Raw genomic sequence first — 14584 nt, 5'->3', positions numbered from 1 at the left:
TTCACAAATACAATATAATGTACCACAATAGCTGCCTACTTACAGTATTTAGTGAACATACGGCTAAATATATTCATTATTTTGTTACGTGTATCCCGAGAATAAATCATAACGATATTGATATGCATAATGTTATTATAGACCTGTTGATCCTACCGTTAATTGATAATCAATAATTTCTAACTCGAAATGAAGTATTTTTCCAGCGAGTTTGTGATTAAAATTAAACTTAACAGTATCATCATGAACGGCAACAATGTCATCATGATGTTTATTTTCAGCCTCAACGTGCAATCCAAAATTCTGTCGATTGTCTCTCCAACATCGATAATAAATGCTAAGAGCTCATCACCCTCAGCCGCCAATTCGTTCTGCATCGAAACTTCCTGTCGTGATGTACTAAACTCAGTCCCATCGGCGAAGCGACCAACATATTCGACGATTATATGATCACCATCCTCACCCGTCATATTCTGTAGGATAATTTATGACCCCGTGAAACTGTCACTTCGCTTGATTCTCCAACGAAATACACATTGTCAAAATCTAATCCTTGCCTGCTCATCGTTCAGCACAACACCCATTCGTGAAGAACGAGGCGGTGATTATTGTAGATCAGTATTTTACCAGCGAAAACCGCTAGTAGAATATCCATACCCCTGACATAATCGTAGTAGCGATGGTGCAAATATACTTGCAATAAATCAAAAATAGACTTTTTTTACCGGATTCATAGTTGAATTCTCTAAATTCACATCAAAAAGCCAATTATTTGTTGATTCATGATTAGGAATAGAAATTATGTTGTATGAATATTAATGCTTATTCGGGAACGTAAGTGAGTGGGTGATATGAAATCTGAAAGCACCATCGACACGGAGTCATCAGACATGGATGACGGAATCAGCAAGCCATCGACTATCGGTCGGGTGTTATTTGGACTCGGACTTACATTACAAGCATCTGAGGACTTCCGCGATATGGATGAAACAATCGAGTACGCTGAGTCTGCAGATGTGCCCATGCCAGAACTTCTTGCACCGCTTGCCTCTGGAATGATGTTTATAAGCGGTCTTGGGGTTGTCCTCTGGCGATTCCCGCGACTCTCGACTGGCGCTACTGTTAGCTTCTTAGCTATCGTTACATCAACAATGCATGACTTTTGGAATGCTGATGAAGAGTCTCGTGATGGAGAGCGACTTGCATTTTTTGGCAATCTCGCAATGTTTGGTGCTGCATTGGTCTTTCTCCGAGAGGCATACGGCTATGAATAAAAATATCTGAACGGATATATATTGGAAGTGTCACTTCTCAATCTGCTCTCGTTCCTATTGATTGTTTGAGACATACATGTTTCTTTCACATGCACAACAGTAATATAACATATTAGCGATTCAAATAGGTCGTCCGGTTTATATCAACCTCGTGGCAAAATATAGTATGGCTGCGAATCGGAAAGGGGACCGTCGTGAGCGTGAGCTGGTAAATCGACTCGATGAAGCCGGCTTTGCAGTGATGCGCGCACCAGCATCGGGATCTGCAACCGAACGTGACCTCCCGGATGTTCTTGCAGGAGACGGTGATACGTTCTATGCAATTGAGGCAAAATCAAGTTCTGGGAGACCAATATATCTTACCGGCGAAGAGATTGAATCACTCATCTATTTTGCACAAAATTTTGGGGCAAAAGCGCGAGTCGGGATTCGGTTTGACCGTGAATCTTGGTTCTTCTTTCATCCTGGCGATCTCTATGTGACTGATGGGGGCAATTATCGTGTTAAGAAAGAAACTGCACTCAATGATGGCGAGGGATTTGACTCCTTCGTTGGTGGATTATCTCGGTCTTGATTGAGCGATGTTGACTCCGATGCTGATGTTCATGTTGATAATAATACCGCAGAAAGTGTGGACGAATGAGCATGAGCACAATCCTGCGATTAAGCAATACTAGTCTCACGGTCTTAGCGATCGGAGTTAACGATATTTGAGGTCTTTTTCAGTGATTCATTTATTTGTACTTCCACAGACATGATTCCGTTAGGTGGTGTACTCCGCATCAATGTTATCCGGTGAACAGCCCCACCGTATTTGTCAGCGGTCAGTTTCATCACCGCCGTGAATCCTGAGGCTTTCGGATTATACTTTAGTAATCGGCTACACGAAAAATATGATATCATCTATCGATTGCCAAGATGAAATCCACGGAATCAACATGATCGACAGGACAGGCGCACAATAGTGATTATGTCCTCGAAAGTATTTTAGAACGGCCACTAGAAGACCGAGTATGGATATTGATGCGGAGATGCGTCGAAAAATTGTCGTCTCCACCAGCTCAGTATTGTTATTCTTAGCAGTTTTTGTTGGGATTGGAATTACGTTTGGTCCGGACTTTGGCTCACAGGGAGCACTCGCTCTCGTCGCTTCGATTGCACTGTTTATTATCGCAATGGGCGGCGTCGGTGTGTTTCTTGATGAATGACTACATTACATATAACAGCATAGCAGAATGTCTGTACTGCCATCTGGATCTGTCTGTCAGTAATTATACATCACCGTAACCCTCAGAGTACTCCAATGGATTATCGGTTGCCTGTATCGCCTCAATATAGTATGATACTGGGTCTGTAATCTCCGCACACCGTTCATCTGGGTCTATGCAATCACCGTATGCCTTCATTGTTGTACACGAGGGGGGTGGATACTGTGTCCCTGCTCCCTGTCGGTCAGTCAAATATTGCACCCGTGTTGCGATTCGTTCGCGAGTCGTTGAGCTTGTTTCTTCTCTGTCGCTATGTGCAGTTTCCGAACCAGTGATCTCTTTATTCGTATCATGTCCTAATATTGATAAGACGGTCTCTACGTTAGCGTCCATCGCAACAAGAAATGACACGAGTGCGAACTCAGCATGATTATCTAGCTCTTCACCCTCACGTGCCCGATTGATGAGTGCCTGCATGCATGGCGGAAATTGACCTGGAGCAACGATGTCAACGTCTGCACTGACCCGGTCGGCTGCAGAACTATCACCTACGAGTTCCCGTAGATCAGCAACGGCGTCGGTAAGTGCATCTATAATTGCATCACCACCATCGCTTCCCTGAACGTCAAATGGAAGTCCTGAAGCAACCCGGTCTTCGATTGCTGATTCAATCAACACAAAGAGTTCTGACGCATCAACATATACCACCCCATCAGTGACTTCTCGTGCAGTCAATCGCCACTTCGTACCCCACTCCCGGTCTGCAAGTGAAAGATACGCTCCAAGTTCAATCCAGTAGCCATTTGGGTCTGAATGCTGCACTATCGGTGCGCCTAACTCTTTTTTTTGTTCTGTCAAGCTAGTCGCTTTATTAGATTGTGCCTTATAAACCGCTGAATTAAGCTCGAATTCTCTGAGGACCGCCTCAAATGAAATTGAGTGCTGTTGTGTGCTCTGCAATTGGTCTATATCATCATTATCTGCAATATCTGTCTGTAATCGGTCTCGCGCTGTCGCTGCTTCAGCGTGTGCATATTTACTAATCGCTGCTGGAATGTTAATAATTGAAACAAGAATTCGGGCAACCGGATAAGACAATACCTCTGTCTGAATACTCCATCGTCGGGGTGTCTCCGAATCGACCGTTCCAGAGAGGAGGGCGCGTTTAACCCGCTCATGACCACGGTCAACGGCTGGTGCGTCAGCTGTGATTATGGATGCTGGTGAGACATCTGCATCTCGGACGGCTGTTTGCGCTGCCTCAAAGAACGGATACCGAGCGTGACGCGGATCCACGTAGTTACTTGTGTATACTCAATACGCTGGAATAAGCGCGACGGTCCGACGCATCTAAATCAGTGCACCGTCACAGCATCGTCGTGCCGCAGTTTGAGTATCCCTGCCCTGACTGTCGATCAACGAGCAGTCTCCACGCATCTGAATGTCAGTTTGAGGGAACACCATGGTCAGCTGTAGAAAAAGCCTATACAGATATTATTATTCAATTAACCGCAGGACCAATCGATCGTGAGCTTCTGCCGACAGTTATTGACGGTGAATGGAGCGCACTTCATAATGCAGCGATTGAACGGCTGACACGGGATGAGCGCGTCACTGAACGAAATGGTATTGTCAGACTTCGAACAGCAGAAGAGTTTCGTGAGGAGGTCTCGGAGCCAACTCGTGAGCCAATGCGAACAATCTATCAACAAGGAAGCGTCCCAGGCTGTCATGATAATGCTGTTTTCGCAATGATTGCATGGTATGAGATGGTTGGTCTATCCTGGCGTGAAACTCGCGAGAATGTAATTACATGGCTGGAACAAAGTGGTGCATGGGCACGGGGTGGGTTTGACGAAACAACACCTGCTGAACTTGTCGATGACAAACGACATGTCTTCGATGCTGGGTACGGCTGGAAAGAAAAAGCACAGGCAGCAAAGCGTATTATTGATCGTCATCATTAGACGAATCAGTAACTCAGTTTTTGATGAGTGAACTTCTGCATTCCAACACAGAACTTCTAGTAATGAATCGATAGTAGACGATAGATTAGAATCAACTCATACGGGGAGTATGAAGATATAGCATAACAGATTACTCGTACCATACACAGTGATCTAAGCACCAGCTACACTCTATTTACCTTTTTATTCGTATGTATAACTGATAGATTCGTAGCGTTTCTAATTTTTGCTATCACGTACATATAGGAGTGACATTTGTATCGATTAATATGACAGAGTCTAATCGCTTTGAATCCGGGGTGCGAGCATATATGTGATCTCACCATATCCCTCTGCGATTCCATAATGAACTTTCACAGGGAACTCTTGTCCTAACTCAATCGTTACCTCTGCATCTTTTGGAATAGCCTTATTCATGTCCTTGAGATAATCAAGCGAGAATAACGAATCAGCCTCGCCGGCGGTAAGGGCAATGAGATCCTCTGTATCAAGTTTGAAATCAACATCATCAGTATCCCCTTGCGCTTCGATGTGGTATGCTTCGGTATCAGGGGCAACACGTAGCCGAACATGATCAGAAACCATATCAGCTGCTTTGATACCACGATCAAGTTGTGCTCCCTCAAGCATAATCTCAGCGGCAAGATCAAGATCAGGGATATCGGGTTCTTGTCGAATTGAATCAGGATCAATCAATGCAAGCGTCGATGAGAGTCCATCCATCTGGATATTAAGCTTTCGTGTTTCCTCATCAAGTTCGAGTTCAATCAATTGGTCACCACTTGCCATGCCAATAAAATCCTCAAGTTTTGAGAGGTTAACACCAATGACACCGTCGTCGGCTGTATACGATTCGAACGCGGCTGTATCAAGGGCTAAATCGACCATCCCGACATTAGCCGGATCCACGGCCCGAATCGCGAGTTCGCCTTCGTTGAGTCGGATCTTGCACTCATCGACGAGTACGCTCACGGAATCGAGCGCATCTTGGAGTGTTGACGCGCTCACGATGGCCTTGAACATATATCCTCTGATACGGTATAGGTCTTAAAAATACCCCTGATTTGCAGAAAGCATTCTTGGGATATATTGATACAATAGCCAATTATCGATCAAGAGCGGCAATAATATAGAATATATGCGGGATAACCTCGAATATGAATTATTTAACCAGCACGTTGTATGTCACGAGATAGATACATTTTCATATGTTCAATCAATTATCTGTTAGAAGACCATACTCTTATTTCCGCAATGACTGGGTCTGTTGAAAATAATCATACTGTTTGAATCATCCGACGTATCTATGTAACCGCACAGCGTTTCTTAATATACAGATATGATCAAAATGAACTTGGCTATTCTCTTGCAGAGAATATCAAAAACTAACCCAGGAAGTACATGACCGGTCGCGATGAGTACTACAACCGGGCGAAGCAGGAGGGATATCGAACACGATCAGCGTATAAGATTCAACAAATCGATGGTGACGCTGGGATATTTGCTCCCGGGAATACTGTAATAGACCTTGGTGCCGCTCCAGGCGGGTGGTTGCAAGCTGCCGCGGAAGCTGTTGGTCCATCTGGGACCGTCATCGGGGTTGATTTTCAACGAATTCGTGATCTTGACTCTGATATTGTTGAGACAATCCGTGGAGACATGACCGATAAATCAACGAAAGAAACCCTTCGTAAGCAGGTAGGCGATGCCGATGTAGACGCTGTCATCTCTGATATGGCACCGAATATGACTGGTGAATACTCAGTTGACCATGCGCGTTCGATTCATCTAGCTCGACAGGCATTTTCAGTCGCCACTGACCTGCTCCCAGCCGGTGGTGATTTTGTGGTAAAGGTATTCGATGGACGTGATCTTGCAGACTTTCGTCAGGACGTCGAGACGGAATTTGAGTACGTGAAATCAACTCGACCTGAGGCGTCTCGAGATACATCATCTGAGCAGTATCTTGTCGGAAAACATCGCGTTACGGCGCCCGTCAGTAAAGGTGACAAATTAGATGCAACAGTTGTTGACATTGGTAGCGAGGGTGATGGGATTATCAAAATTGACGGGTATACGCTCTTTGTTCCAGATGTTGACGATGGTGACTCCATTCGAGTCCGCGTCACTGATCTAAAATCAAACGTCGGGTTCGCAGAAGTTATTGAATAGTGGACGCTGACAATGAAATGAATTATATCATATCTATCGTTTCTTATATGATATATTCTAGAGATCACAGAATGACTCTTTGAGGCTTGACACAGGATAGCTCACATCATCAGCGTGTATATCAATGAGTTGTTGAGGTGTAAGTGATTTAATGAAAATCTCAGTAATAATATATTGTCCGCTCATAGTTTCGTCTTGACTATACCGATACAGGCATAATAAACTAAATTATAAATAAATTATTGAACTCCAGCAGTCCGGCTCGTATTAATTATGTATTTGGCTCAACCCCGCGATCACGGTCTGTCGCACGGTCGCGACGACCACCGACTGTTATGATGAACAACACCACAAGTCCGACTGCATATGCAGCCATCAGCGGGACGGTGATAAGGAACATCGTAAGAATATCAGCAGGAGTAAATATTGCCGCGATAGCAAGCATTGCGACTGTTACTTCGCGCCAACGACCTCGCATCGAATTATAACTAATACCAGCATTATTCAGTAATATCATAGCAATCGGAACGTCTGCAAGAAGCCCGATTCCAGCAGTTGTGAAGAAAATTAACCAGAAGAAATTGGTAATTCGATATGCGACAATCATATCGGATACAACGGCACTGTTGACGAGCCAAGAGATGACTGCTGGTGCGATTATTGTATATCCAAGAATGAATCCTCCGATGATTCCACCGCCGATTGCACCTGTCCAAACAAATACCATACGGCGGCGTTGCGCGATGATCTCTCGTTCACGTAATGCTGGCCAGGCATAATATGCAGCGAGCGGGAGGGTTGCAACAGCCGCAATGATTGTTGATAACTTCACCTCGAAAATGAGTGCCTCCATTGGATGGAGGGCAACTACATTTAATACCTCCTCAGGACGCACCTGTGCAGGAAGTCGGCGAAGGAAATCATCATACACTCGTCTGATACCACCAGTATAAAGCCATCCAAAGGTAACCGCAAGCGTTGCCATAAACACTGCAACAAGTCGGAATGCATTTGAAGTGACTGAATTGAGAATAAATGTTACATCCTTATAATATCCAGTAAATTCCTCTTCAGTGGTTTTTGTTGTTTCATCCGTGTCAGTATCAGTGTCGGCTTCTGTTTCCGTTTCACTTTCATCAAATTCCGAGAGGAACGTCTTTCCAGCGCGACTTGTCCTATCACGAATGGCTCCGATTGTGCCCTGTGATTGTTGTGAGGAATTAGCTGAATCAGGTGTGGTGTCTTCTGCATCTTCACCGTCTTGATCGAATCTATCGATGATTGCTTGTGCCTTCGTGCGGTTTCCAGCATCAATTGCGTCACTGGCGGCTGCCATTGCTTCTGGCTCACTCATCGCAGCAAACACCTCTGGGGGTGCAGCTTGGATTCCTGCCTCATCAAGGGTATCAAGATCAACTGATGCAGGGTCCCCGACGCCTGCCTCAACGGCTGCAAGATCATCTATGTTATTGTATACGGCGTATCCAACCCCGATTACACCTGTAATAACTCCGGTTATGAATACGTAGACGCTAAGGAGCACGCTACTTTCGGGTATTACTACTCGATACTGACTCTCAAGCATACCGAGTGCCATATTCGCAATACTAGCACCACCAGAGACAAAGAAGGCATATGCCAATCCTCCACCGAGAATAGTGAAGCCCGCAATAATATTCCAATGTGCGTTGATACTTGCAGTGATATCAATCTGTTTGCTCCCGCGGCGGGCAATAGTCACAATCTTCGTAAGATACAGACTAACACCATACAGTACGAGCACAGGGACTGCCCAGAGAATCTGTGTAAATGGATCCGGCGGAGTGAAAAGAGCTCCAGCAGCAAAGACACCAAGGACGGCATACCGCCATTTATCGCGAAATGTTTCATACGGAACAATATCGACATATGATAACCCAGGCATCGCCAGCGGGAGTTGACTAGCGAATCCGAATGAAATTGTCAGGAGAAAAATAAACTGTGCCCATTTAACGATTGAGTATGTTGGTGCGAACCCTGCAGCGACGGCGTTCTTTGCGAGAAATGAGAACGTAAATGGGAAAAACAGGAAATAGCCGTATGCAACGCCGACGGTGAACAGACCACCACCGATCATAGCAATAATAACCAATTTCCACCATGCTACTGGTGCAGATGGCCACAGTCCGCGCTGTTCTAGCGCATCACGACTGTAATAAATGAACACTGGTGCAGCAATGATAAGTCCGACAACAAGACCAATCTTTGCTTGAAGCAGAATGACATCAAATGGTGTTTGTGCAATGATTGAAACAGCACCTTTGATCTGTGCACTCATCTGTGCGACTGTCACCGATTTTAAAAACTCCCAAACGGCAAGTCTGAGCGTATAAAATGTACCGAGGAATCCAATCAAAAAGAAAATAAATACCTTTTGTAAGTCCTTTTGTGCAGCTCGCAACATTGCGCCTGCAGTTTCCCGGCCGGTGCCGAGCGCCTGCCGCGCATCATCATCGAGCGCACTAGCCATGTTTGAATAAGCTCACTCGTCGTTATCAATCTTTTTCACTGGTACCTCAACAACGGCTTGAATCTTCAACCACAGTATCCTGTATAATTTTCATGAATTGACTGCTAATATTTTTATTAGCTACGTATACTGAGACACATACCAAACGAGAGTTCGTCAATTCCTATAGGCAAAACAGTAAGTATGTCGGATGGAGCGGGGAAACCCTCGATATTTTCGACTTTATCATAAGTATATAACTGGTGCTTTCAGCTGCCGATTGTACTCAATATCAGTCCATCCGGAAAGGCATATAAGAAGCGGGCGGCGATTCACAGGCGAATGGGCGAGAATTCGGAGACATCGGCTGACACGCCCGACGATGAACACGTCATAAAAGGCGCTTCCGACGAACCGGACGCTGACACGTCGACCGATACAAATGATATTACAGCAAGCGATGCTGGTGGCGATACTAATACTGACACCGATACCGATACCGATATCGACTCCAATATTCACACACACAACGAGGCTGATTTTCACCCATCAGATTCCTCAACTGGCATAGGCGAAGATGCGTCGCCTGTTGTAGACGATCATAGCGACCAGCAAAAACACACTGAGTCATCAACGCCAGATACAGACACAAACTCAGATACATCACAGATATCATCAACAGGACCTGAATCGAATTGAATCTGAATTCGAACCCGAGTCTGAGACCGCAGGATCATCGACTACTGACACTGATACAACGACACAGTCTCCGATAGATGACGATACGGCATCGAGAAATGATGAGCAAGGCGACATTCTTAGTAATACCGACAATACGCCCGTTGACTCAACAGTAGGGAAGCCGCCATCTACTATTGCCGATACGGATGGAGGCGAGCCTGCTTCAGGTAATATGTCTATGGTTGAAACTGAGACAGGGCCCGGGCAGACGGATTCATATACCCCAGATGTGGACGATGGAATCGTTGGCGAGGGGCCAGAGAGCGACGAGGAGATGCCATTGGCTGATCACATCGAAGAGATGATCAGACGAGTGGCAATCGTCCTAGGTGTTTCCGGTATTGTAACGATGCTGTTGTATCCCGGAGCAGATCTTGTAAATACAGCCTTTGGCTTTGAACTTATCAGTTCAACTGAAGTTATTGATTTCTTGTGGAATAAACATATTCCAGGTGCGCCTGGGATTGAGGCTCGTCGTCCTCGTGTCTATGGTCCACTTGAGTTGCTACTCACCGAGCTAAAAGTCGCTGCACTAGGTGGGTTAATAATTGGCTTACCAGTGTTCGTATATGAAACGTATCTATTCATGCGACCCGGGCTGTTTCCACAGGAGCGGCGTTACTACCTTGCTGCAGTTCCGACAAGCGTTGTTCTTGCGTTTATCGGGATTTCTTTTGCACACTTTGCGGTTCTTCCAGCCATATTTGCATACTTTACTTCATATACAACAGGCACTGCGGTCGTCGCTTTCGGGCTCCGAGAGACATTCAATCTCATTTTGATATTGATGGGATATAATGCAATTATTTTCCAGATTCCACTATTCATTCTCCTGGCGATTATGATGAATCTCGTCACACGACGGTGGTTACTAGACCGTCGGCTCATCTTCTGGGGAACGTTCCTTGGACTCGCATTTCTTATTAGCCCGGATCCAACCGGCATGGCACCGATTATTATTGGTGTAACGATGATTGCTTTGTTTGAACTGACACTTCTTGTGTTAGGCTGGGTTCGACCTGATAGCCCACACAGCGGGTGACTATGTTTTTCCGGTGAAATCAGACAATAATTAATTTTCACTCGGTTGGATATGAGGATTCAAGTACAGCATCAACGGAGAATCCGGCATCCTCATTAGTATTCGAATCATTCTCTGTATTCGCGGTTGAGCTATTGTTTGGTGTTGTTTCAGTATTCTCGTCATTACCCTCCGGACTAACGCTCCCAGTTTCATATCCGTGGAGATCAAGTGTCACATGCTCGAAGCCGAGTTCCCGAAGCCGCTCACGAACCGCAGTGACAAAGTCAACATCCAGTGCATCAGCAAGTTCATTGCTGCCAATCTCAATCCGTGCGAGACCATCATGATCGCGGACACGGAACTGTGAAAACCCCCACGTTCGGAGTGCTGCCTCAGCAGCCTCGACGCGATTCAGTCGGTCCTCAGTTACCTCAAGCCCTGTTGGAATTCGTGACGAAAGACAAGCCATCGATGGTTTCTGTGCGACAGATAACCCATAGGCTGCTGCGATGATCCGTACGTCTTCTTTATCAAGTCCATGCTCACGCAGTGGAGATTTAATATTCAATTCATCAACTGCATCGAGACCCGGTCGATGCCCTCCATCGGTATCTGAGGCATTTGTTCCATCACAGACCGTCTCGATTCCATGCTCGTGTGCAGCATCATACATACGACCAAGTCGCATTGTTCGACAGTGATAGCACCGATCCGGTCCATTTTCGACGAAATTTGCGTCATCGAGTTCTGAGAAAGATACAATTTCATGTGGCAGACCAATCTCACTTGCAACCTGACGCGCATCTTCGAGTTCAGCCGCTGGAAGTGTCTCAGACTTAGCTGTACATGCAATGGCGTCTCTCCCGAGCGAATCGAACGCTAATGCAGCGACAACCGCTGAGTCGACACCACCAGAAAACGCAATGAGAACACTATCACAATCCGCAAGCGAATCCCGAGCAACTGTCGCACGGTCAAGTGCTGTAGTAATCTTCTCTGTATGAGCATCGACATCAATACTCTCATCTCGATTGACTGGAGAAGCGAGCGCATCTGTGTGTATATCAGTATTCATCGACGCCATATGAGATTGAGACGATGATACTGTATCTGTATCTGTATCCTGTATCCGTATCCGTATCCGTATCCGTGTTTGCGTCTATATCTACATCTGCGTCTATGTTATCTCCTGCACTCCCGTTGGATGACATAACTGCTCATATCACAGCAAGGTGCAAAAACACATTGTCACACATAATCCAATTAACGGACATGTCTGATATCACTCGCCATGTTAAACTCCTCTGAACTCAACTCCTACCCGGTGACTTCTTTACTCGAAGATAACCTATGAGAGCCAATCAGTCGTGAGGGCTTATCGAAGTTTCCAGATAATAATTCCGGTCAAATGATAGATCATTGAATTATACTGCGTTGATATGATCGAGAAAGTCATGAAATATGAAATGATGACCCGCAATGTTTTGTCGAGGGGGATTCGAATGAGTGCTGAATGCAGTTCGAGGATATCCCCGGTGTCGGTCCGAAAACAGCCGCGGCCCTCGAAGAGCTTGATGACGCTGAGCGGGCGCTCCGTGACGGTGATATCGCGGCGCTCGCACGGTCACCTAAAATTTCAAATGGGCGAGCAACGGCTGTCGCGCGAGGTGTAATTCGGAAACGACACCACGATGATAGTGATTTTCTGACGACAAAACGTGCTCGAGAGGTATATCAAGACGTCCTTGCGTTGCTTCGTGAGCGAGCAGTAACCGAGTATGCAGCAAACCGGCTAGCTACGTTCTATCCAACGGCATCCTCAAGCCGTATTAGAGAAGCCCGTGCGTTTGTGACGACAGCAATTACCACTGAGGTTCCCATTGATGATTCAATTCAGGAAGCACTCAGTGACGTCGAGCCGCTCACAAGACCGACAGTATCACGCATTCGAGACCGCTGTCTCGCGACATCCGACCCTGAGCGGTACGCAGAAGCCGATGACGTATTCCCTGAGATCTCAGTTGAAGTTGTTGAAGATACGCGTGAACTTGCAGAACTCGCCCGTTCATACTCGACTGTAATTGTACTTGATGAGCGGTTCGCTGGAGTTGATATTGAGGGTGATATCAAGATCCGCCCTGATGCAACTGACATACCCAATGAGATCGTTCCAGAGCGTATTTTGCAGTACTTTGCAGCCAATCGCGATCAAATCCTCGCTGCTGTGAATGTGCATGAACAAACAGATCTTGACCCACCTTGCTCAATTTCTACCCTTCGTGATGCACTCACACAAGTCGATACTGATGGGACCGTCATCGGAGATGCAGAATTGACCCGACTCACGACTGCTGTTGCTGATCTTGATGCTGCTGTTGCGACTGCTGAGTCAGTCGCGAATGACCGTCTTCGTGATGCGATTCGCGAACGAGATGTGACCATTGAAGGGACTGATTTTCTTTCACTTGTTGAACAGGGAGCTCGTATCGATTCATTATTTGGACGTGAATTGAATGATGAATATGACGCTGCTGTCGCTGCTGCGCGAGAACATCTCATCGAAGCAATTGAACTGCGTCCATCAGAAGCAGACTTCGCAGAGCGTGCATTCCCAACGGACCCAACATTTCCTGTCGAACACGAATCATCAGTCATCTCGCGGTTGCGAACCGAACTTACGACAGCACGTGACCGAAAAGCAGCACAACGAAAACGTGAGGTCGCAGACAAACTCATTACACTTCAACAACCCGTCCAAAAATTAGTACGCGCTGCACTTGAACTGGATGTCAAACGTGCAATTGCGAAATTCGCACATGACTTTGAGTGTACGATGCCTGTTTTTATCGATGATACTGCGACTGGAACTGATAATGAAAAGAATCATACCGGTAACGATACCCAGACAGACACGACTGAAGATTCTGCTGCTTCCGACATTGACTGTGTGTCTGAGACTGCAGAGATGACTGGATCTGATGGGTCTCTCAACCGTGGATTCAGCATCACTGGCGGTCGGTCGCCACTTCTTGATATTGCATTCTCGGACATCGAGGCTATTGATTATCATGTTTCTGGTGTTACACTTCTTTCCGGTGTCAACTCAGGTGGAAAAACATCCACGCTTGATCTTGTTGCACTCATTGCTGTTATGGCACATATGGGATTCCCGGTGCCTGCAACCAGTGTCCATTTAGAGCGATTTTCAGAGCTACATTATTATGCGAAGACGCAGGGAACACTTGATGCGGGTGCATTCGAGAGCACGTTACGAGACTTTCGTGATCTCACGGATGGAGCGTCTAACCGACTTGTTCTTGTTGACGAACTCGAAAGTATTACCGAGCCAGGAGCGTCTGCAAAGATTGTCGCTGGAATCTTAGAGGCATTAGAGGATCAATCAGCAACAGCCGTTTTCGTCTCTCATTTAGCCGATGAAATCCGTGAGGCTGCTGACTTTCCTGTTGCTGTTGATGGGATTGAGGCTGTCGGACTCGAAGATGGAGAGCTCATCGTGAATCGGTCACCAGTAAAAGATCGGCTTGCTCGCTCAACACCAGAACTCATTGTTGAAAAATTAGCCGACAACGATGGTTCTGAATCACAGTTTTATTATCGACTACTACAGAAATTCTGAATTGGTACTAAATTACCTATATTTGTTGAGATTCTCCCCGTCGTAAACGGCGAGGATTCCTGACAGTTGGCAT

13 protein-coding genes and 1 pseudogene are annotated in these 14584 nt (G+C 46.0%); 8 read left to right on the top strand and 6 right to left on the bottom strand.

Going from position 1 to position 14584, the window contains the following annotated elements; genetic code table 11:
* Positions 1 to 179: 179 nt before the first annotated feature.
* Positions 180 to 470, bottom strand: coding sequence for an FKBP-type peptidyl-prolyl cis-trans isomerase (locus J07HQW2_RS09850; protein ID WP_021055341.1), 291 nt, complete (start codon positions 468 to 470; stop codon positions 180 to 182).
* Positions 471 to 890: 420 nt separating this feature from the next.
* Here J07HQW2_RS09850 and J07HQW2_RS09845 point away from each other — a divergent pair, with 420 nt between their 5' ends.
* The 3 genes from J07HQW2_RS09845 (at position 891) to J07HQW2_RS09835 (ending at position 2482) form a co-directional block, all read left to right on the top strand.
* Positions 891 to 1274 (top strand): DoxX family protein, encoded by a 384-nt coding sequence (locus tag J07HQW2_RS09845; protein WP_048075613.1) that lies wholly within the window; start codon positions 891 to 893, stop codon positions 1272 to 1274.
* A 166-nt stretch (positions 1275 to 1440) separates the two neighbouring features.
* Positions 1441 to 1848 (top strand): Holliday junction resolvase Hjc, encoded by a 408-nt coding sequence (gene hjc, locus J07HQW2_RS09840; protein WP_021055339.1) that lies wholly within the window; start codon positions 1441 to 1443, stop codon positions 1846 to 1848.
* Positions 1849 to 2287: 439 nt separating this feature from the next.
* On the top strand, positions 2288 to 2482 hold the full coding sequence (locus J07HQW2_RS09835) for a DUF7472 family protein (protein WP_021055338.1): 195 nt from the start codon (positions 2288 to 2290) through the stop codon (positions 2480 to 2482).
* A 63-nt stretch (positions 2483 to 2545) separates the two neighbouring features.
* Here the strand turns inward: J07HQW2_RS09835 and J07HQW2_RS09830 are convergent, their stop codons facing one another.
* Complete coding sequence (locus J07HQW2_RS09830) at positions 2546 to 3778, bottom strand: eukaryotic-type DNA primase large subunit (protein ID WP_021055337.1); 1233 nt, start codon at positions 3776 to 3778, stop codon at positions 2546 to 2548.
* A gap of 83 nt (positions 3779 to 3861) precedes the next feature.
* Here J07HQW2_RS09830 and J07HQW2_RS09825 point away from each other — a divergent pair, with 83 nt between their 5' ends.
* Positions 3862 to 4449: a DUF7474 family protein gene (locus tag J07HQW2_RS09825; RefSeq protein ID WP_021055336.1), complete on the top strand. Its 588-nt coding sequence runs from the start codon at positions 3862 to 3864 to the stop codon at positions 4447 to 4449.
* 279 nt (positions 4450 to 4728) lie between these two features.
* Here the strand turns inward: J07HQW2_RS09825 and J07HQW2_RS09820 are convergent, their stop codons facing one another.
* The gene (locus J07HQW2_RS09820; protein WP_021055335.1) at positions 4729 to 5472 is read right to left on the bottom strand and encodes a DNA polymerase sliding clamp; all 744 of its coding nucleotides are present in this window, start codon (positions 5470 to 5472) and stop codon (positions 4729 to 4731) included.
* Between the two features lie 378 nt (positions 5473 to 5850).
* On the opposite strand from J07HQW2_RS09820, the gene J07HQW2_RS09815 reads away from it, so the two are divergent.
* Positions 5851 to 6621: a 23S rRNA (uridine(2552)-2'-O)-methyltransferase gene (locus J07HQW2_RS09815; RefSeq protein WP_021055334.1), complete on the top strand. Its 771-nt coding sequence runs from the start codon at positions 5851 to 5853 to the stop codon at positions 6619 to 6621.
* 271 nt (positions 6622 to 6892) lie between these two features.
* Here J07HQW2_RS09815 and J07HQW2_RS09810 read toward each other — a convergent pair whose 3' ends face one another.
* A complete protein-coding gene (locus J07HQW2_RS09810; RefSeq protein WP_021055332.1) occupies positions 6893 to 9130 on the bottom strand; it encodes a twin-arginine translocase subunit TatC in 2238 nt (745 codons plus the stop codon).
* Positions 9131 to 9451: 321 nt separating this feature from the next.
* Between J07HQW2_RS09810 and J07HQW2_RS18430 the strand changes: the two genes are divergently transcribed.
* Together J07HQW2_RS18430 and J07HQW2_RS09805 are read left to right on the top strand one after the other, a co-directional pair.
* Positions 9452 to 9808, top strand: coding sequence for a hypothetical protein (locus J07HQW2_RS18430; protein ID WP_021055331.1), 357 nt, complete (start codon positions 9452 to 9454; stop codon positions 9806 to 9808).
* 277 nt (positions 9809 to 10085) lie between these two features.
* Positions 10086 to 10892, top strand: a pseudogene (locus J07HQW2_RS09805) (twin-arginine translocase subunit TatC); the annotation flags it as partial.
* Between the two features lie 37 nt (positions 10893 to 10929).
* Here J07HQW2_RS09805 and larE read toward each other — a convergent pair.
* Both larE and J07HQW2_RS18425 read right to left on the bottom strand, forming a co-directional pair.
* A complete protein-coding gene (gene larE / locus J07HQW2_RS09800; RefSeq protein WP_048075612.1) occupies positions 10930 to 11865 on the bottom strand; it encodes an ATP-dependent sacrificial sulfur transferase LarE in 936 nt (311 codons plus the stop codon).
* 73 nt (positions 11866 to 11938) lie between these two features.
* Positions 11939 to 12085: a hypothetical protein gene (locus J07HQW2_RS18425; RefSeq protein ID WP_021055328.1), complete on the bottom strand. Its 147-nt coding sequence runs from the start codon at positions 12083 to 12085 to the stop codon at positions 11939 to 11941.
* A gap of 302 nt (positions 12086 to 12387) precedes the next feature.
* On the opposite strand from J07HQW2_RS18425, the gene J07HQW2_RS09795 reads away from it, so the two are divergent.
* A complete protein-coding gene (locus J07HQW2_RS09795; RefSeq protein ID WP_021055327.1) occupies positions 12388 to 14511 on the top strand; it encodes a MutS-related protein in 2124 nt (707 codons plus the stop codon).
* Positions 14512 to 14584: the final 73 nt, after the last annotated feature.

Origin of the sequence: Haloquadratum walsbyi J07HQW2, assembly GCF_000415985.1 — an archaeon.
Lineage (GTDB): Archaea > Halobacteriota > Halobacteria > Halobacteriales > Haloferacaceae > Haloquadratum > Haloquadratum walsbyi_B.
The sequence above is the reverse complement of the archived record's forward strand: the minus strand, read 5'-3'. Positions and strand labels throughout refer to the sequence as shown.

What these genes read in the sequence shown, in the direction of transcription:
- J07HQW2_RS09850 (WP_021055341.1), bottom strand. Translation starts at nt 470, where the DNA reads ATGACGGGTGAGGATGGTGATCATATAATCGTCGAATATGTTGGTCGC.
- J07HQW2_RS09845 (WP_048075613.1), top strand. Translation starts at nt 891, where the DNA reads ATGGATGACGGAATCAGCAAGCCATCGACTATCGGTCGGGTGTTATTT.
- hjc (WP_021055339.1), top strand. Translation starts at nt 1,441, where the DNA reads ATGGCTGCGAATCGGAAAGGGGACCGTCGTGAGCGTGAGCTGGTAAAT.
- J07HQW2_RS09835 (WP_021055338.1), top strand. Translation starts at nt 2,288, where the DNA reads ATGGATATTGATGCGGAGATGCGTCGAAAAATTGTCGTCTCCACCAGC.
- J07HQW2_RS09820 (WP_021055335.1), bottom strand. Translation starts at nt 5,472, where the DNA reads ATGTTCAAGGCCATCGTGAGCGCGTCAACACTCCAAGATGCGCTCGAT.
- J07HQW2_RS09815 (WP_021055334.1), top strand. Translation starts at nt 5,851, where the DNA reads ATGACCGGTCGCGATGAGTACTACAACCGGGCGAAGCAGGAGGGATAT.
- J07HQW2_RS09810 (WP_021055332.1), bottom strand. Translation starts at nt 9,130, where the DNA reads ATGGCTAGTGCGCTCGATGATGATGCGCGGCAGGCGCTCGGCACCGGC.
- J07HQW2_RS18430 (WP_021055331.1), top strand. Translation starts at nt 9,452, where the DNA reads ATGGGCGAGAATTCGGAGACATCGGCTGACACGCCCGACGATGAACAC.
- J07HQW2_RS18425 (WP_021055328.1), bottom strand. Translation starts at nt 12,085, where the DNA reads ATGTCATCCAACGGGAGTGCAGGAGATAACATAGACGCAGATGTAGAT.
- J07HQW2_RS09795 (WP_021055327.1), top strand. Translation starts at nt 12,388, where the DNA reads ATGCAGTTCGAGGATATCCCCGGTGTCGGTCCGAAAACAGCCGCGGCC.